The organism is Pseudomonas sp. PSE14, from assembly GCF_029203285.1.
Classification (GTDB): domain Bacteria; phylum Pseudomonadota; class Gammaproteobacteria; order Pseudomonadales; family Pseudomonadaceae; genus Pseudomonas.
In genome coordinates this window covers 868,779-887,568 of the sequence record NZ_CP115669.1, presented here as the reverse complement: position 1 = coordinate 887,568, position 18,790 = coordinate 868,779, and the positions used below count along the sequence as shown (strand labels likewise).

At 66.1% G+C, this 18,790-nt stretch carries 16 protein-coding genes; 9 read left to right on the top strand and 7 right to left on the bottom strand.

The window, feature by feature from the left end:
- Positions 1-409 precede the first annotated feature (409 nt).
- Positions 410-2,326 (bottom strand): sigma-54-dependent Fis family transcriptional regulator, encoded by a 1,917-nt coding sequence (locus tag O6P39_RS04165; RefSeq protein WP_275610167.1) that lies wholly within the window; start codon positions 2,324-2,326, stop codon positions 410-412.
- A gap of 320 nt (positions 2,327-2,646) precedes the next feature.
- On the opposite strand from O6P39_RS04165, the gene O6P39_RS04160 reads away from it, so the two are divergent.
- Entirely contained in the window at positions 2,647-4,167 is a 1,521-nt protein-coding gene (locus O6P39_RS04160) for an aldehyde dehydrogenase family protein (RefSeq protein WP_275610166.1), read from the top strand.
- 314 nt (positions 4,168-4,481) lie between these two features.
- Here O6P39_RS04160 and O6P39_RS04155 read toward each other — a convergent pair whose 3' ends face one another.
- Positions 4,482-5,534, bottom strand: coding sequence for an AraC family transcriptional regulator (locus tag O6P39_RS04155; RefSeq protein WP_275610165.1), 1,053 nt, complete (start codon positions 5,532-5,534; stop codon positions 4,482-4,484).
- Positions 5,535-5,865: 331 nt separating this feature from the next.
- Here O6P39_RS04155 and eat point away from each other — a divergent pair, with 331 nt between their 5' ends.
- The 8 genes from eat to ppa all read left to right on the top strand — a co-directional run bounded on the left by eat (position 5,866) and on the right by ppa (position 13,514).
- Positions 5,866-7,230, top strand: a complete 1,365-nt coding sequence (gene eat, locus O6P39_RS04150) for an ethanolamine permease (RefSeq protein ID WP_275610164.1) — start codon at positions 5,866-5,868, stop codon at positions 7,228-7,230.
- A gap of 11 nt (positions 7,231-7,241) precedes the next feature.
- Entirely contained in the window at positions 7,242-8,636 is a 1,395-nt protein-coding gene (locus O6P39_RS04145) for an ethanolamine ammonia-lyase subunit EutB (RefSeq protein ID WP_275610163.1), read from the top strand.
- Positions 8,637-8,646: 10 nt separating this feature from the next.
- Positions 8,647-9,444: an ethanolamine ammonia-lyase subunit EutC gene (gene eutC, locus O6P39_RS04140; protein ID WP_275610162.1), complete on the top strand. Its 798-nt coding sequence runs from the start codon at positions 8,647-8,649 to the stop codon at positions 9,442-9,444.
- A gap of 340 nt (positions 9,445-9,784) precedes the next feature.
- Positions 9,785-10,249 carry a GNAT family N-acetyltransferase gene (locus O6P39_RS04135; protein WP_275610161.1) on the top strand — a complete coding sequence of 155 codons (465 nt, stop codon included), beginning with the start codon at positions 9,785-9,787 and terminating at the stop codon, positions 10,247-10,249.
- 93 nt (positions 10,250-10,342) lie between these two features.
- Positions 10,343-11,215, top strand: a complete 873-nt coding sequence (locus O6P39_RS04130) for a transporter substrate-binding domain-containing protein (protein ID WP_275610160.1) — start codon at positions 10,343-10,345, stop codon at positions 11,213-11,215.
- A 202-nt stretch (positions 11,216-11,417) separates the two neighbouring features.
- A complete protein-coding gene (locus O6P39_RS04125) occupies positions 11,418-12,077 on the top strand; it encodes a DedA family protein (RefSeq protein WP_275610159.1) in 660 nt (219 codons plus the stop codon).
- A gap of 7 nt (positions 12,078-12,084) precedes the next feature.
- A complete protein-coding gene (locus O6P39_RS04120; RefSeq protein WP_275610158.1) occupies positions 12,085-12,903 on the top strand; it encodes a zinc-dependent peptidase in 819 nt (272 codons plus the stop codon).
- Between the two features lie 80 nt (positions 12,904-12,983).
- Positions 12,984-13,514: an inorganic diphosphatase gene (ppa, locus tag O6P39_RS04115; protein WP_254471204.1), complete on the top strand. Its 531-nt coding sequence runs from the start codon at positions 12,984-12,986 to the stop codon at positions 13,512-13,514.
- Between the two features lie 254 nt (positions 13,515-13,768).
- Here the strand turns inward: ppa and O6P39_RS04110 are convergent, their stop codons facing one another.
- The 5 genes from O6P39_RS04110 to tssF are packed head-to-tail and all read right to left on the bottom strand — an operon-like array spanning position 13,769 to position 18,789.
- On the bottom strand, positions 13,769-14,992 hold the full coding sequence (locus O6P39_RS04110) for an OmpA family protein (protein WP_275610157.1): 1,224 nt from the start codon (positions 14,990-14,992) through the stop codon (positions 13,769-13,771).
- A gap of 20 nt (positions 14,993-15,012) precedes the next feature.
- Positions 15,013-15,450, bottom strand: a complete 438-nt coding sequence (gene tssE, locus O6P39_RS04105; protein ID WP_275610156.1) for a type VI secretion system baseplate subunit TssE — start codon at positions 15,448-15,450, stop codon at positions 15,013-15,015.
- 3 nt (positions 15,451-15,453) lie between these two features.
- On the bottom strand, positions 15,454-15,993 hold the full coding sequence (tssJ, locus tag O6P39_RS04100) for a type VI secretion system lipoprotein TssJ (protein WP_275610155.1): 540 nt from the start codon (positions 15,991-15,993) through the stop codon (positions 15,454-15,456).
- Positions 15,974-17,056 carry a type VI secretion system baseplate subunit TssG gene (tssG, locus tag O6P39_RS04095; protein ID WP_275610154.1) on the bottom strand — a complete coding sequence of 361 codons (1,083 nt, stop codon included), beginning with the start codon at positions 17,054-17,056 and terminating at the stop codon, positions 15,974-15,976. The genes tssJ and tssG overlap by 20 nt, the downstream gene beginning before the upstream one ends.
- On the bottom strand, positions 17,020-18,789 hold the full coding sequence (gene tssF, locus O6P39_RS04090) for a type VI secretion system baseplate subunit TssF (protein WP_275610153.1): 1,770 nt from the start codon (positions 18,787-18,789) through the stop codon (positions 17,020-17,022). The genes tssG and tssF overlap by 37 nt, the downstream gene beginning before the upstream one ends.
- Position 18,790 lies beyond the last annotated feature (1 nt).

Here is an 18,790-nt window from a genome sequence, read left to right as displayed (position 1 = left end):
GTAGCACAGCGCGCCCCCGCGCGGCCCGCCGCCGGGGCATCAGACGACGAGGTGGGAAAGCGGTTCCCAGTGGGCGGAGAATGTCGTCACGGGAGCGAACCGTAGGGCGTACAGCCGTTCGCGGTTGTACGCCGCTACACCGTTGTTTGCCGCCAGCGCCTGGTTGAGCCCGGAGCGCCCTGCGATCAAGGTCAAACGGCGTATAACGTCGAACGTTATACGCCCTACGCTCCTTCGGTGAAGGGGCGAAGTCAGCCGGGGGAATCCATCTCAAGCCTGGCATCTGTTCGCGAGCAAGCTCGCTCCTACAGGTTCGCGCGCGTGCTCTTCGTAGGAGCGAGCTTGCTCGCGAACCGCATGGCACCGGGCCAATCGCGGACAGAGTCCGCTCCTACGGGGACCGTCCTGTTCAGGTTCGGCGACTCAGTCCGTGGCGGTTGAGCTTGCGGTACAGCGTGTTGCGGCTGATGCCCAGTTGCTGCGCCACCCGGCTGACGTGCCAGTGATGCGCCTCCAGCACTTCCAGCAGGGCCAGGCGCTCGGCATTGCCCAGTGCATCGCCACCCTCCTCGCTTGCCACGACGGGCGTAGCGACGGCAGCGGGGGCCGGCGCGCGGCGCAGGTCCGGCGGCAGGTCGGCCATCTGGATGCGCCCGCCCTCGCACAGCGCGCACAGCGTCCGCAGCACATTGCGCAACTGACGCACGTTGCCCGGCCACGGATAGTCGAGCAGGTGGCGGCGGACATCTGCCTCCAGGCGCACCGCACGGCCCTTGCTCTCCTCGGCCAGCAGATGGTCGAGCAACGCATCCCGGTCTGCCCGCTCGCGCAGCGGCGGCAAAGCCACTACCAGGCCGTTGAGCCGGTAGTAGAGGTCTTCGCGGAACTGCCCGCTAGCCACCAGTGCCTCCAGGTCGCGGTGGCTGGCGCTGATCAGGCGGATATCCACGTCCTGCGGCTCGCCGCCGATGGGCACCACCTGGCGCTCCTCCAGCACCCGCAGCAGGCGTGTCTGAAGGGCCAGCGGCATGTCGCCGATTTCGTCGAGGAACAGGGTGCCGCCGTCAGCCTGTTGCAGCTTGCCGCGCATGCCTTCCTTGCGTGCGCCAGTGAAGCTGCCGCCGCGATAGCCGAACAGTTCGCTCTCGATCAGGGATTCGGGGATTGCCGCGCAGTTCAGCGCGACGAAGCTCTTGCCGGCGCGCTCGCCGCCTTGATGCACGGCGCGGGCGAAGGCTTCCTTGCCGGTGCCGGTCTCGCCCTGCAGCAACAGCGGCACGTCGTGGGCGTAGACCTTCAGCGCCCGGCGGAAATCATGGGCCAGTTGCGGATCATCGATGCACAACCCCTTCGCCAGCGGTGCACGCGGCAGCACCGGCGCCGCGGGTACCGGACGCTGCCCGCGCAGCAGAGCGTACAGCATGCGGCCGGAATGGGTGCGCAGCGGCCAGCTGGCACTGGGCTGCGGATCGGCGCGGCTGAAGAGGTCGTCCAGCCGGCAATCGAAGAACTGTTCCAGCGAGCGTCCGAGCAGGCTCTCGCGATGACTGCCGAGCAGGTTGATGGCGCTCTGGTTGGCCGCCAGGATGCGGCCGTTACCGTCGAAGGCCAGCATGCCTTCGCTGAACAGTCCGAGACCGTCCGGTTGCAGGTGGAAGCGCAGCAGCCATTGGTCCTCGAAATGGCGCAGGAAGTAACAGCCCTCGATGGCCTTGGCCGACAGGTTGACCAGCGCCATGGTGTGGAACTGGCTTTGCCGCGAGGCATCGCGACGGGCGGAGGACACATCGAGCACCGCCAGCAGTTCGCCCTGGGGGTCGAAGACCGGGCTCGCCGAGCAGGTCAGGCCGGTGTGGCGGCTGCGGAAATGTTCGTCCTGGTGGATAGTCAGCGCCTGGCGCTCGACCAGGCAGGTGCCGATGCCGTTGGTGCCTTCGCGCGCCTCGCTCCAGTCGGCACCCAGCCAAAGGCCGGCCTGCTCGAAGGTGCGTCGTTCGGCCGCCTCGCTGACACAGTTGAGGATGACGCCACGGGAGTCGGTGAGGAGCACGGCATGGCCGGCGCCGGAGAGTTGCTGGTGCAGGCTGTTCATCTCGCCGCTGGCAATCTCCAGCACCTGCTGCAGGCGCTCGCGGCGCTCCAGCATGCGGGCATGTTCCAGCACGGTGGGCGCCATGGTCTGCGCCGGGTCCAGGTGGTACTGCTCCAGGCAGCGCATCCAGGAACGGGCGATCGACGGGTCGGCGCCGGGAGCGCCGGCACGAGCACGGCCCTCGGCGACGGTCATGACCTGGCGGGCGTGGCGGCTCATATCGTTGGCACGCATTCTTGTTGTTCTCCGCAATGGGGACGGGGAGGCAGCCCCGAAGGTCCGTCGCCGTCATGAATCGGCCACGAACCTCGGACAGCATCCTCCACGTGCCCGGGCAATGCAACGCCTGTCCGACCGTCAGGTCACGACTGTCACGAATATGGGACAAAGTGTCACGACGCACTGTCCCAGGCCTGCCACAGCGGGCGTTTCAGCAACCCCCGGCGAAAGTCCCGAGGCCTTGTGCGGCGCGGCTTGCGCTGGCATGGCCCGGCCCTTGCTCTACGCTTGTTCAACGTCCTCCCCAACAAGCACAAGACCCAGGAGATTCGACCATGCGTTATGCCCACCCCGGTACCGAAGGCGCCATCGTTTCCTTCAAGGCGCGCTACGGCAACTACATCGGCGGCGAATTCGTCCCGCCGGTAAAGGGTCAGTACTTCACCAACACCTCGCCGGTGAACGGCCAGGCTATCGCCGAATTCCCCCGCTCTGACGCCTCCGACATCGACAAGGCACTGGACGCCGCCCACGCCGCCGCTGACGCCTGGGGCCGCACCTCGGTACAGGACCGCTCCAACATCCTGCTGAAGATCGCCGACCGCATCGAGCAGAACCTGGAACTGCTGGCCATCACCGAGACCTGGGACAATGGCAAGCCGATCCGCGAAACGCTGAACGCCGACATCCCGCTGGCCGCCGACCACTTCCGCTACTTCGCCGGTTGCATCCGCGCCCAGGAAGGCTCTGCCGCCGAGATCAACGACAGCACCGTCGCCTACCACATCCACGAGCCGCTGGGCGTGGTGGGTCAGATCATCCCGTGGAACTTCCCGCTGCTGATGGCCGCCTGGAAACTCGCCCCGGCCCTGGCCGCCGGCAACTGCGTGGTGCTCAAGCCGGCCGAACAGACCCCGCTGGGCATCTGCGTGCTGATGGAAGTGATCGGCGACCTGCTGCCGCCGGGCGTGCTCAACGTCGTCCAGGGCTTCGGCCGCGAAGCCGGCGAGGCGCTGGCCACCAGCAAGCGCATCGCCAAGATCGCCTTCACCGGCTCGACCCCGGTGGGCTCGCACATCCTCAAATGCGCCGCCGAGAACATCATTCCGTCCACCGTGGAGCTGGGCGGCAAGAGCCCGAACATCTACTTCGAAGACATCATGCAGGCCGAGCCGACCTTCATCGAGAAGGCCGCCGAGGGCCTGGTGCTGGCCTTCTTCAACCAGGGCGAGGTGTGCACCTGCCCGTCCCGCGCGCTGGTGCAGGAGTCCATCTACCCGCAGTTCATGGAAGTGGTGATGAAGAAGGTCAAGGCGATCAAGCGCGGCGACCCGCTGGACACCGACACCATGGTCGGCGCCCAGGCTTCGCAGCAGCAGTACGAGAAGATCCTCTCCTACCTCGACATCGCCCAGCAGGAAGGCGCGCAGGTTCTCACCGGCGGCCAGGTCGAGCGCCTGAGCGGCGACCTCGCCAGCGGCTATTACATCCAGCCGACCCTGCTCAAGGGCAACAACAAGATGCGCGTGTTCCAGGAGGAAATCTTCGGCCCCGTCGTCGGTGTCACCACCTTCAAGGATGAGGCCGAGGCGCTGGCGATTGCCAACGACACCGAGTACGGCCTGGGCGCCGGCCTCTGGACCCGCGACATCAACCGTGCCTATCGCATGGGCCGTGGCATCAAGGCCGGCCGTGTGTGGACCAACTGCTACCACCTGTACCCGGCGCATGCCGCGTTCGGTGGCTACAAGAAATCCGGCGTGGGCCGCGAGACTCACAAGATGATGCTCGACCACTACCAGCAGACCAAGAACCTGCTGGTGAGCTACGACATCAACCCGCTGGGCTTCTTCTGATCCACCCGCCCGGCGCGAGCCGGGCATTCTCTCCAATCGATCTTTGCGCGGCCTGCGGGCCGCGCTTTTTTATGCCCGGGAAAAGGGTTCGACGGGATGTCTTTCGTAGTAGCGGACTTCGTCCGCGATGTTCTACGGCGGCTCGGACCATCGCGAACGAAGTCCGATCCTGTACCTGGTTTGAATATCGTGCGGAATTGTAGGAGCGAGCTTGCTCGCGAACCCGCCCAGCTCAGGTGCCGCCAGGAAATCCGTTCGCGAGCAAGCTCGCTCCTACAGAGAGGGATCGGTTCGCAGGACCGGATCGCGGCCGATCAGCTCGCGTCGCTACGCCACTGCCGCGGACTCACGCCGAACCACCGGCGAAACGCACGAGAAAAAGCGCTGGTCTCGGAATAGCCCAGTAGCGGCGCCAGTTCGGAAATCGGCCGTTGCGGCTGACGCAGGTAATGCAGCGCCAACTCGCGACGGGTGTTCTCCACCAGTTGGCTGAAGCTCAGCCCGGCCTCGCGCAAACGGCGCTGCAGGCCGGCCGTAGTCAGTTCGAGCTGCTCGGCAATGATCTCCAGCGACGGCTCGCCCTCACTCAACGCCAGGCGAATCTGCGTGCCGGCATCCTCCACCAGGTTCGGCGCGCCGCCCTGCTCGCCCAGGCGACGGATCACGTCCTGCACCAGGAACAACAGGTTGGCGTCGCGCTCCGGCATCTGCCGGCCGTAGAGGTCGCGTTTGGGAATCAGCATGGAATTGCAGCCGCGCTGGAACAGCACCGGCGCGTCGAACACCCGTCCATGCTCCTGCCAGCCTTCGGGGCGCGCATGCTCGAAGCTCACCGCGCGCGGCGCCCACTCGGGGCCGAGCACATGGCGCATCAGGTTCAGCACCATGCCCAGGGTCAGCTCGGCATCCTGGCGGCGGTCGAGAATGGCGCCATGGCGCACCTGGTAATCGAAGCGATAGCACTCGCCGCAGTCCACCAGGCGGATCAGGGTGTCGTGCTGGTGATAGGGGAAGGCGGCGGCGAAGTTCTTCAGCGCGCCCTCCAGCGTCTCCGAGCAGAGCCCGACATAGCCCAGCAGGCCCAGTTCTCGGGGCCGGAACTGCTCGCCGTAACGGAGCCCGAAGTTGTCGCAACCGGACTGTCGCGCCGCTTCCTCAAGCACCTGGCAATAGTTGGTCAGCGCCAGGCTCAGGGTGGGATGCAGCAGGCGTTCCGGATCGATGCCCGCGCGACCGAAGACCCGATCGATGTCGCCACCCTGGTCGCCGATGAAGCGCCCCAGGCCGCTGGCCGCAGCGGACAGCACGCCGATGTTGTTGGCCAGAGGCACGCTCAGGCCGGGATGGGAGAACAGGGGCTGGCTCATGACGGTTACCGATCTTGTTATGAAACACACAAGGCACTCGATCCCCCTGAAAACGGGGACCTTTATACAAAGCAAATCCCGTGCCTCTCGCGCATTGGCCAAAGCGCCGGACACAGCGCCACGCCTGGCCTGCAGCTGCCACAGCTTGGGGCACCTGGCACGATTTCAGCACCATGATCGGGCGCTACGCCCTGTGTGGGGCGATGGGTAACAGCCAGTTGACCCTGCGCGGCGAAAGCCGGTTCCAGCGGTCAAGTCTCGCGAGGCTTTGCGCCACTACCATCGAGGCTCAGGTATCCGTCCACGCCCCCTGGGGGAAAGAGGAATCACGATGAGCGCATCACAACTAAAACCGACGCTTGGAACCTTGCATCTCTGGGGGCTCGCCGTGGGCCTGGTGATCTCCGGCGAGTACTTCGGCTGGAGCTACGGCTGGGCCGCCGCCGGTACCCTGGGCTTCCTCGTCACTACCCTGCTGGTGGCGGTGATGTACACCTGCTTCATCTTCAGCTACACCGAGCTGACCACCGCCATCCCCCACGCCGGCGGTCCCTTCGCCTACAGCCTGCGCGCCTTCGGCAAGACCGGCGGGATGATCGCCGGCGTCGCCACCCTGATCGAATTCGTCTTCGCCCCACCGGCCATCGCCATGGCCATCGGCGCCTACCTCAACGTGCAGTTCCCCGGACTCGATCCGAAGTGGGCGGCCACCGGCGCCTACGTGATCTTCATGACCCTTAACATCCTCGGCGTGAGCATCGCCGCCACCTTCGAGCTGGTGGTGACCGTGCTGGCGGTGGCCGAGCTGCTGGTGTTCATGGGCGTGGTTGCACCGGGCTTCAGCTTCAGCAACTTCGTACTCAACGGTTGGGCCGGCTCCGACGTGTTCGGCGCCCCGGCGATGGCCGGCATCTTCGCCGCGATCCCCTTCGCCATCTGGTTCTTCCTCGCCATCGAAGGCGCGGCCATGGCCGCCGAGGAAGCCAAGGACCCGAAACGCACCATCCCGCGCGCCTACATCGCCGGTATCCTCACCCTGGTCGCGCTGGCCATCGGCGTGATGATCTTCGCCGGCGGCGTGGGCGACTGGCGCACCCTGTCGAACATCAACGACCCGCTGCCGCAGGCGATGAAGGCCGTGGTCGGCAACAACTCCACCTGGATGCACATGCTGGTCTGGATCGGCCTGTTCGGCCTGGTGGCCAGCTTCCACGGCATCATCCTGGGCTACTCCCGGCAGTTCTTCGCCCTCGCCCGCGCCGGCTTCCTGCCCCGCGGCCTGGCGAAACTCTCGCGCTTCCAGACCCCGCATCGGGCGATCCTCGCCGGCGGCGCGGTGGGCATCGCGGCGATCTTCAGCGATGGTCTGATCAGCCTGCAGGGCATGACCCTGACCGCTGCGATGATCACCATGAGCGTATTCGGCGCCATCGTCATGTACATCATGAGCATGTTCAGCCTGTTCAAGCTGCGCCGCAGCGAGCCGAACCTGGAGCGCAGCTTCCGCGCCCCCGGCTACCCGGTCGTGCCCGGCATCGCCCTCGCTCTGGCGCTGCTGTGCCTGGCCGCTATGCTCTGGTTCAACAGCGTCATCGCCTCGGTGTTCCTGGTGCTGATGATCGGTGGCATCTCCTGCTGCAGCATCGTGGTCAGCCTCAATCGCGGCACCGACGCATCCTTCGCCAGCCAGGGCTGAGAGAGGTCTGCATGTCCGGATTCGTCCACAGCGTCGGAGGCCAGACCTGGCGCTTCGACAGCCTGCGCGAGGTGATGGCCAAGGCCAGCCCGGCGCGCTCCGGCGACCGCCTCGCCGGGGTCGCCGCCGGCAGCGACGCCGAGCGTGTCGCCGCACAGATGGCGCTGGCCGACATCCCGCTCAAGCGTTTCCTCGATGAAGCGCTGATCCCCTACGAGAGCGACGAAGTCACCCGGCTGATCATCGACACCCACGACCGTCAGGCCTTCGCGCCGGTCAGCCACCTCACCGTGGGAGGCCTGCGCGACTGGCTGCTGGGCGAGCAGGCCGACGAAACCAGCCTGCGCGCCCTGGCGCCAGGGCTGACGCCGGAGATGGCGGCGGCCGTGTCGAAGATCATGCGCGTGCAGGACCTGGTGCTGGTGGCGCAGAAAATCCGCGTGGTCACGCGCTTCCGCAACACCATGGGGCTGCGCGGGCGGATGTCCACACGGCTGCAACCCAACCACCCCACGGACGACCCGGCCGGCATCGCCGCCAGCGTGCTCGACGGCCTGCTCTACGGCAACGGCGACGCCATGCTCGGCATCAACCCGGCCACCGACAGCCTGCAATCGATCTGCACCCTGCTGGAAATGCTCGACGCGATCATCCAGCGCTACGAGATTCCCACCCAGTCCTGCGTGCTCACCCACGTCACCAGTTCCATCGAAGCGATCAACCGCGGCGCACCGCTGGACCTGGTGTTCCAGTCCATCGCCGGCACCGAGGCGGCCAACGCCAGCTTCGGCGTGAGCCTGTCGATCCTCAAGGAAGGTTATGAGGCGGGGCTGTCGCAGAAGCGCGGCACCCTGGGCGACAACCTCATGTACTTCGAGACCGGCCAGGGCAGCGCGCTGTCGGCCAACGCCCACCACGGCGTCGACCAGCAGACCTGCGAAACCCGCGCCTACGCGGTGGCGCGGCACTTCAAGCCGTTCCTGGTGAACACCGTGGTCGGCTTCATCGGCCCGGAGTACCTGTACAACGGCAAGCAGATCATCCGCGCGGGCCTGGAAGACCACTTCTGCGCCAAGCTGCTCGGTGTGCCCATGGGTTGCGACATCTGCTACACCAACCACGCCGAGGCCGACCAGGACGACATGGACATGCTCCTGACCCTGCTGGGCGTAGCCGGCATCAACTTCATCATGGGCATCCCCGGTTCCGACGACGTGATGCTCAACTACCAGACCACCTCCTTCCACGACGCGCTCTACGCGCGCCAGGTGCTGGGCCTGAAGCCCGCGCCGGAGTTTGAAGCCTGGCTGGAACGCATGGAAATCCTCCACCAGCGCGACGGCCGGGTACACATGGCCGGCCAGTTGCCCACCGCCTTCCGCCACGCGCTGGCGCAGTTGTCCTGAGGAGGCCTCGATGAGCGACAGCTACATCCCCAACCCCTGGCAGGAACTGCGCCGCCTGACCTCCGCGCGGATCGCCCTGGGCCGCGCCGGCACCAGCCTGCCAACCCGCGCGCAACTGGACTTCCAGTTCGCCCACGCCCAGGCCCGCGATGCCGTGCACCTGCCCTTCGACCGTGAAGGCCTGGCCCGGCAGTTGGCCGAACGCGGCCGCGAATGTCTGCAGCTGCACAGCGCCGCCGCCGACCGCGACATCTACCTGCAACGCCCCGACCTGGGCCGCAGGCTGAACGAAGAGTCGGCGGAAATCCTGCGCCGCCATGCCGACCGCCATCCCCAGGGTTACGACCTGGCAGTGGTGATCGCCGACGGCCTGTCCTCGCTGGCGGTGCAACGTCACAGCCTGCCCTTCCTCGAACGCCTGGAAGAACAGGCACGCAACGAAGGCTGGAGCCTCTCGCCGGTGGCACTGGTACAGCAGGGGCGCGTTGCCGTGGCCGACGAAGTGGCCGAACTGCTGCGGGCGAAGATGGTGGTCATCCTGATCGGCGAGCGTCCGGGCCTGTCGTCACCCGACAGCCTCGGCCTGTACTTCACCTGGGCGCCGAAGGTCGGCCTGAACGACGCCTACCGCAACTGCATCTCCAACGTGCGGCTCGAAGGCTTGAGCTACGGCCTGGCCGCCCACCGCCTGCTCTACCTGATGCGCGAGGCGTGCCGCCGGCAACTGTCGGGGGTGAACCTGAAGGACGAGGCGGAACTGCCGACGCTGGAAGGCACAGGGCCCGGAGCGAATTTCCTGCTGACCTGAAGCCCTGCGACAGCCGACATGAACGGCTCTTCGTAGGAGCGAGCTTGCTCGCGAACCCTCCAGCCGGGGAGCTCGGCGCCTTGCGGTTCGCGAGCAAGCTCGCTCCTACAGCCCTTGCCTACCACCAGCACATCGACACCCTGTCACCACCCCGCAAACCTTCGCGAGCAAGCTCGCGCCTACAGGCTGCGGGGAATGGTCTGCCAACCAGACCAGATCAAACGCTTGCTTGGATTGCGCTTTCAACAATTTCTGGTGCAGCATCGGACGTGTTGGCTATCCGCTGGCATAGCCCCTGCATTGCCATACCAGCCCATTCACACCACGCCGAGGCCCGCCCATGCGTATCGTGCAAGCCACGCTCGACCACCTCGATCTGCTCGCGCCGCTGTTCGTCAAATACCGTGAGTTCTACGGCAAGCTGCCCTACCCCGAATCCTCGCGGAAATTCCTGGAAAAGCGCCTGCGCCGCAAGGAATCGGTGATCTACCTGGCCCTGCCGGACGACGATGACGGCAAGCTGCTGGGCTTCTGCCAGCTCTACCCGAGCTATTCCTCCCTGTCCCTCAAGCGCGTATGGATCCTCAACGACATCTACGTCGCCGAGGAAGCGCGCCGCCAGCTGGTAGCCGACCACCTGCTGCAGACCGCACGACAGATGGCCCGCGAGACCCAGGCAGTGCGCATGCGCGTCTCCACCAGCGTCAACAACGAAGTGGCGCAGAAGGTCTACGAGTCCATCGGCTTCCACGAGGACACCGAGTTCAAGAACTACATCCTGCCGATCAGCGACGACCTGACCTGACGGCGGCCCCGAGGCCCGCTGGCGTCGGCGGGCCGGGCGCACTAGAGTGATGACCGGCCATCGCCTCGCCATCCTCACCAGCAAAGGGAAGCCATGCGTCGTCCCCTGCTCGCCAGCCTCCTCCTCGCGCTCCTGTGCTCCGCCGGCCAGGCGCAGACCCTGCGCATCGCCACGCTGGACTGGGCCCCCTATGTCGGCCCCGACCTGCCCGGGCACGGCCTTGCCGCCCGCATCCTCGACGAGGCCCTGGCGCTCAATGGCGACCAGGCCGAACTGATCTTCCTGCCCTGGCAGCGGGCACTCAACGAAACCCGCGAAGGGCGTTTCGATGCGCTGATGCCAGCCTACCTCTCCGCCGACCGCAGCCGGGATTTCTACACCTCGATGCCACTGCTGGACTCCCAACTCGGCTTCTTCCGCCGCCGCGACCATGCGTTGCCGATCGTCCCCGGCGATCTCGACAGCCTGCGCCCCTATCGCATCGGCGTGGTGCGCGGCTACGTCAACCAGAGCGCCTTCGACGCCGCCGACTTCCTCAGCAAGGAAGTGGTCAGCAACGACTGGCAGAACCTGGAAAAACTCCTGCGCGGACGCATCGACCTGGCGGTGGTGGACCGCTATACCGGCTATCAGCTGCTCGCCCAGAACGCCCCGGCCCTGCGCGACCAACTGGTCTTCGTGGAGCCGCCGCTGGACATCAAGCCGCTCTACGTCCTGGTCCCCAGAAAGCGCGCCGATGGCGAGGAGCTGGCGGCCAGCCTCGACCGCAGCCTGCGCACCCTGCGCCGCAGCGGGCGCCTGCAGCAACTGATCGCCGAGGCGCACCTGGAAACCGCCATGCGCTCCCGGGAAGTGGCGGACCATCCCATCGCCAAACAGTTGCCGAGGCCCTCCACCGCGCCTGCGCAGCACTTCGGCGGCGCCCCCAGGCCTGAGCTGCTGAGCTGGCAGGCGAGCCTGCTCTGACGTTGGCCTATCGCCAAACGAGGCGGGCCGCCCCATTTGTCACAGGGCATTTCAGCCATCACCCCAACCGAATTTTCACCTTCCACCTGTAATATCCTGAGTTGACGTTCGTCGCAGGACGCGATGAACCGCGTTCCCGGCGCGCAACCGTCCCTATAATGCGCACCCCGGCTGTTCACCCCGCTGTCAAAACAGGCTTCTCATGGATTTCAACCCGATCGACCTGATTCTCCACCTCGACACCTACCTGTCGATGCTGGTGGCCAACTACGGCACCTGGATCTACGCCATCCTCTTCCTGGTGATTTTCTGCGAGACCGGCCTGGTCGTAACGCCCTTCCTGCCGGGCGATTCGCTGCTCTTCATCGCCGGCGCCATCTGCGCCACCGGCGGCATGGACCCCTGGCTGCTCGGCAGTCTGCTGCTGGTTGCGGCCATCACCGGCGACAGCACCAACTACGTGATCGGCCGAACCCTGGGCAAACGCCTGTTCAGCAACCCGGACTCCAAGGTCTTCCGCCGCGACTACCTGGACCAGACCCACGCCTTCTACGAGCGCCATGGCGGCAAGACCGTGACCCTGGCGCGCTTCCTGCCCATCGTGCGCACCTTCGCGCCCTTCGTCGCTGGCATGGCGTACATGCCTTACCTGCGCTTCCTGGCCTTCAGCGTGGCCGGCAGTGTGGCCTGGGTCGGCGGCCTGGTGACCCTGGGCTACTTCTTCGGCAACGTGCCGTTCATCAAGCAGAACCTCTCGCTGATGATCATCGGCATCATCGCCTTCTCCCTGCTGCCCATGATCATCGGCGTCATCCGCCACAAGCTGCGCCCGTCGGCCAAGGCCCAGACCGGCGAGCGCTGAGCCACCCATGTGGTCCTTCAGCGACTGGCGCCGCCGGCGCTTCCTCGCCCGCCATCCGCTGGATGCGCAGCTGTGGGCGCAGGTACGCCGGCACCTGCCGATCCTCGATGGCCTGAACGATGACGAACTGCGCCTGCTCGGCGAGCGGGCGTTGCTGTTCCTGCGCGACAAACACCTCTCCGCCCTGCCCGGCGTCGAACTGGACGACTTTCGCCGCCTGCTGCTCGCCGCCCAGGCGCAACTGCCGCTGCTGCACCTGCCGGAGCTGAACTGGTACCAGGGCTTCCACGAACTGGTGCTCTACCCCGACGACTTCGTCAGCCCGCAGAAACACCGCGACCCGGCCGGCGTCATTCACGAATTCGACGACGAGCGCGCCGGCGAGACCTCGCTGCAAGGCCCGGTGATCCTTGCCTGGCCCGGCGTGGAAAGCGGCGGCGGCTGGGACGCCTACAACCTGGTGATCCACGAACTGGCGCACAAGCTGGACATGCTCAACGGCGACGCCAACGGCCTGCCACCGCTGCACCGCGACATGCGCGTCACCGACTGGGCCTCCGCCATGCAGAGCGCCTACGACGACATGAACCGCCAGCTCGACCGCGATCCGCAGGCGCACACCGCCATCGACCCCTACGCGGCCGAAAATCCAGCGGAATTCTTCGCCGTCACCAGCGAGTATTTCTTCACCGCCCCCGACCTCCTTCAGGAGGCCTATCCCAAAGTCTATGAACAGCTTTCGCTGTTCTACCGGCAAGATCCGCTTTCGCGCCTGCACCTGCTTCAGGCCGAGCACCCCGAATATCAGGAAACTCAGGCGCACTAGGCGATGTCTGTGGCTTGGACACGGCAATCTGCCTATAATCCGCCGCACTTTTTCGGCCCGACCACTATCTGGAGTCGTCCATGAGCTACAGCAGCATCCCGGCTGGCAAAGACCTGCCGAACGACATTTACGTCGCCATCGAGATCCCGGCCAACCACGCGCCGATCAAGTACGAAATCGACAAGGACACCGACTGCCTGTTCGTCGACCGTTTCATGGCCACCCCGATGTTCTACCCGGCCAACTACGGCTTCATCCCGAACACCCTGGCCGACGACGGTGACCCCCTGGACGTGCTGGTCGTGACCCCCTACCCGGTCGCTCCGGGTTCCGTGATCCGCGCCCGTCCGGTTGGCGTGCTGAACATGAGCGACGAAGCCGGCGGCGACGCCAAGCTGATCGCCGTACCGCACGACAAGCTGACCGTCCTGTACAAGGACGTGAAGGAATACACCGACCTGCCGGCCCTGCTGCTGGAGCAGATCAAGCACTTCTTCGAGAACTACAAGGATCTCGAAAAGGGCAAGTGGGTGAAGGTCGAGGGCTGGGGCAACGCTGCACAAGCTCACGACTACATCACCAAAGCCGTCGCCGCCTTCCAGGCCAAGTGATGGTCGCGCGGATTGTCCGCGCAGCGAAAAGCCCCGCCCAGGCGGGGCTTTTTCATGACCGGGATTAGGTTTTTCGTTCCGGCTTTGCTACTATCTGCGCCCCGCGAGCAGCTCACTGCGTCGCCACAGAATCAAGGCGGTCTGCTTTACCAGAAGTAAGGTTGGACCACCCCCTGAAAGCCGGCCACAAGCCGGCTTTTTTAATGCCCGCGAAAAGCGCTACCACCGCCCGAGCCAGAGCGCCTGAGATCGAGCTATTCCCTATTGACCCTGCAGGCCTCGCGCTCGGGCAGCAGCCGGATATCGACACGTCGATTGGCAGCGCGACCAGCCTCGGTCTCGTTGCTCTCGATCGGCTGACTAGCTCCATAGCCCTGAACGGCGAAGCAGTCCTCGGGGATGTCCCCCATCTTCTGCATCCAGTCACGCACCGCGGCGGCACGCTCGCGCGACAACTGCAGGTTTCTCTGTGCATCGCCCGAAGCATCGGTATGACCGGCAACGACGATCCGCCATCCCGGCTGGGCCTTGACGTGCGCGAGCGCATTGACCAGCACCTTGGTCGCATCGGACTTGAGTTGCGCGCTGCCGGAGGCGAACAACAGTCGGCTGTCCAGCCGGAGCGGTTCGGTGATGGCAGCCGGAGCTTGCTCGGCGGACATAGGTTCGTTCGCCCCGCTCGCCTGCTGCGCCCTCCAGGCGGGCTGTCCATGAAGCCATCCCAGAATCCCGATCAACAGGAACGCCGCGGCGAGGGCCGCCAACCATACTCCTCGACGAACGCTGGCGCGCCTGGGCTCCTCAGGATTTTGGGCCAATGCCGGAGTCTCCAGCATCATCACCGCTGGTACCGGAACGGCAGGACTGATTACTACTTCAGTCTCCGACACCCGTATCGCTGGCTCGCCGAGCGCAACTCGAGCCACCACCCGACCACTCGATGTCGCCTTGCCGGCGCTGCACTCCAGACGCGTAGCGAGGGTGTCGAGCTGCTGACGGAACGCCTGGAGGGGTGCAAGCGGGATTTCGCTGCATCGGCGAATATCCTCATCTAGCTGCGCGAGCCCCGTTGCCACCTGGTCGACTGCCGGCAGATCCCGCGCACCGACGTCCAGCCCCCGCAGCAGCGGCTGCAACTGGGCAAACAGCCACGCCAGTATGTCCACCCGCGCCGACATCTGTGGCGGCCACAGTCGCGCAGCGCCATCGGCCCACAACCGCTCCAGCAGTTGCAGTCCCTCAGCCAGGCCGGCAATCCCATGCCGATGGCCAAGCGCCAGAACGAGGAAGGCGACCGTCTGCAAGTCGCCGCCGTTGCTCTGCAATAGCCCCAGGCAATAGTGCTCGACCTTCGCCCAGTCGACGTCCGGGCGGGCGGGATGGCTCAGCTTCGCCAGCTCATCGCACAGCACAGTAAATTCACGACGTCCACGGGGGTCGCTTCCGGGGCGGATTCCGAGTTCAGCCAGGGCGCTCATTTCCCATCCATCCGTGAGGGCTATAGCGGCAGGTAGTTCTGCCGTTTCAGGTGGCGCAGCAGGACCTTGCCCGCCGGCGCGAGGGTGGTGCCGAAGGTCGCCCGTTCACCGCTCTTCAGGCGCACATCGAGGCTGTACTCCAGGTGCCCCGGCCGGGATTGCGGCAGCAGCTGGATGCTCAGCTCCGCCAGGCGCGGCTCGTACTTGAGCAACGTGAGGGTCAGGCTGCCCATCACCCCGTGCGCCGCGGCCGGCAGGCCCTGGAGTATCTGGCCCATGTCGGGCAGGCCGAAGTCCGGCAGATGGCTGAGCGAGCCCGCGCGGCTGTTGAGGATGCGCTGCAGGTTGTCGAGGACCGACAGAATCGGCTGGTCCTCCTCGCGCACCCGGTATAGCTCCAGCTCGCCGGTAAAATTCTGCAGGAGCATTTCGTAGAGCGATGGACTGTGCTCAGCCATCGGTTACTCCTGCTTGGACAGCGGGCGCAGGCTCAGGCGGTTGTCGCCCAGCTCGATCACCCGCGCCTTGTCAGGGTCCAGCTCGTCCCTGGCGAGCACCAGGCGCCAACTGTTCTCCGTCGTATCCGGCTGACGGAACAGCGCCACCACGGCGACCACCTGCGCGGCCTTGTCCATCGGCACATTCAGTTGCGCACCCTCGTCGGGCTTGACCACCACGGCCCGCTCGTCCAGAAGGTCGGCGCCCAGCGCGGCGCTACCACCGCTCAGCAGGCCATCGTAGCTGGCCGCCGCGAAAGTCTTGTCATCGCGCAACTGATAGACCCGCACCAGCGTCGGCACCGACAGCCCGGACATGTCGCGGCTGTCCGTGTTCATCGCGGCGCGGCCGGTGAAGTCCAGGTGAAGGGTCTTCACCTGCTTGTAGAACACCGACTTGGCAATGGAGGCGGAAGTATCCGAAACGGTCTGGTAAAGGCCGCAGCCGCTGAGCACCGAGCCCAGCAGGGTCAGCAGCAACAGCTTAAAAACGGTAGGCGACATGCTCTGTCTCTCTGTCCTCGGGATTGAGCACCAGGCCCTGGTAACGGCCCAGATTGATGGTGACGAACTCCTGCCCGCACACGCGGGTGCTGCCATCCAGGCCCAGCACCCCGGTCATGCCCAGCAGTACCGGCGCCCGCCCCAGGCGCGGCTCCGGCAGGCAGGACAGCGGCAGTGACAGCTGCAACCGCGCCGTGCAACGCCAGCCGAGATAGACGCGCAACAGCACCCGCAGATCGTTGTGCAACGGCGCGCCGGGCAGCCAGCCCTGGGCTTCGTCGCGGTCCTCGGTGAACAGCGCCAGGTGCAGCTGGTTGTTGGCGTCGTGCCCCACGCTGCCCAGCGGCGTGCCCTGGGACAAGCTGACCGGCCGGCTCGACGACAGGCTCGCTGGCTGCGCCAGCTCGACCCGCTGCGGCCAGTGCGGCGTCACCCTTGCCCGGGTGTTGGGCGCCAGCAGCTTGACCAACGCCACCACGCCTTCGGCATTGCGGGTCGGCAGGCGCATCACGCTAAGCAGGGCCAGGAAGCGCGAAATGGGCGTGGCGACGTGGCCGGCAGTGCCGGGAATGCCCAGGCCGATGAGCCCGAGCAGGCACTGGGAGGTGGCATCGGTGCCACCGGCCTCGAAGGTGGCCGGGTACGAATACTTGCGCCAGATCCGGTAGAACTGGGTGAACACCCGATGATTGAAAATATCGAGGAAGGCTTCCAGCGCCTCGTGCCCTTCGCGGCGCTGGGCGATGTCGTCCAGGTAGGCGGTCGGCAGCGGCGCATCCACGCCATACAGGCCGAGCAGGCGCGTACGCACCGTGGCGGGGCCCTCGCCCGCCTCGATGGCTTTCAGTTCGCTCGCGGGAAACCCCATGCCGGGGTCGGGACGGAAGCGTACCGGATCATCCCCTGGGCGCGAGGTGCTGCCCAGCGGCGGCTGCCCCGGCAGTGCCCGCTCCAGCAACTGGCAGAAGCGAAACAGGTTGGCCTGCGCCACGCGCCCATCCAGGGCTTGCAGCAATCCGCTGGCGTTCAGCCGGGAATACGCTGGCTGTGGTTCTCGTTCCATCGCAAACACTTACCGGTGGGTTGAAGGATCAGCGTAAGCCGGTTGAACAGGTGAATGTCGGCATACAGGGCGAAGAAACGGCTGAGCATTTCGCCGAACAGGCTGATGTCGCCCTCGCCGGAAAAACCATTGGCATCCAGGGTGACTTCGATATCCACCCCGCGCAGCAGGAAGCCTTTCTCGAAGCGCTGGATCAGGTGATGACGGACTTCGACGATGCCCTCCAGCCGTCGGCGATTCAGCTCGCTGCCGGTCCAGTCGTAGAGCGCCAGGGTGCCGCGAAGAACATCGGCGTTGTCCAGCATCGGCAGGAAGTTCGAGCCCAGGTGGCTGAGCACTCGCCAATGGAAGCGGTCGCGGTTGGGCGGGTAACAGGGCAGCGTCGGCGCGCACAGGTTGCGCACCCGCAGACCGGCCTGGGTGGACTGCACCAGGGTGTCGAGCAGGGTGCTCTGCAACGCCTTGCGCGGCAACTGGCCGTTGGTGCCGGTCAGCCGCAGCGAGAGACTCTCGTCCAGCCGCAGGCGATCGGCGTCGAAACCTTCGCCGCCGAGGATCAGCCAGGTATCGTGCAGCCCGTTCGCGGCCCGCCGCAGGCGCGTATGGAAGTAGCGCTCCGGCGCCTCGTCGCGCAGCATCCCGCCCTTGTGGCGGAAGCTGGTGAAGGGCACATAGTCCTCGCGCTCCGCATTCCGGGAAGCAGTGACCCGGTCCACCGAATAGATTTCCGTATGGCCGTCCTGCAGGCGCATGGGGCGCAGCAGGTATTCGCTCTGCAACGGGTCCAGTTGCAGCGGGTCGGCCTCCAGCGCGAACAGGTTGATCACCGGCACGGCATGCAGGCGCAGATGCTCGGCCCTTGGCTCGAAATCACGCGGCCAGGCCTCGGCCAGCACCACGTCGAGCTCGAACCAGGGCGCCCCCGCCGGAACGCGCACCTGCTCCAGTCCATGCAGGGTGACGAACATGAACTTCTCGCGGAAGCTGAAGTACTCCAGCAACAGCTGATAGCCGCTGAAGGCGCTGTCGCCCTTGGGCCAGAGACGATCCTTCTCACCGAAGCCGCCGGGAGCGAAATGCCCCTCCAGCGGCAGGCGTTCGGGTGCGCCCGGGAAGCGCACGTGGAGCGCCTGGGCATGACGGGTCAGGGCCAGGTGCAGCGCGCTGGCCAGCGGCGCATCGGCATTGAGGTACAGCGGCAGGTCGCTCAGGTCCACCTGCGCCCAGTCCGTCATCGGGCCGCAGGCGAAGCGCAGGCGCAGCACGGCGCGTCCGTCGGGCTCGTAGGCCAGGCGCAGCGAGTCCAGCGCCAGGGGCTGCAGGGTCAGGTCCCGGGTGGTGGTGTAGCGGCAGCGGGTGCGTTGCGGCCCGATCGGTTGCGACAGGACTTCGAGGCCCTTCTCGATCGGCTCGCTGCGCTTCATGTGTTGCAGATCGGGGGCCAGTTCGATGATCGACAGCGAGGGAATGGTGCGCAGGTAGTGCGGCCAGAGCAGGCTGACCAGTCCCTCGGTCAGCTCCGGCAGATCGTCGTCGAGCTTCTCGCGCAGCCGCCCCATGAGGAAGGCGAAGCCCTCGAAAAGGCGCTCCACGAAGGGGTCGCGGGCGCCCGGCTTGTCGAGGTTGAGCAGCGCCGCGCGGTCCGGGAAGGCTTCGGCGAATTCCTGCCCGGCTTCGCGCAGATAGCGCATCTCCGCGTCGAAGTAACGCAGTGTCAGATTGTCCATGTCCACA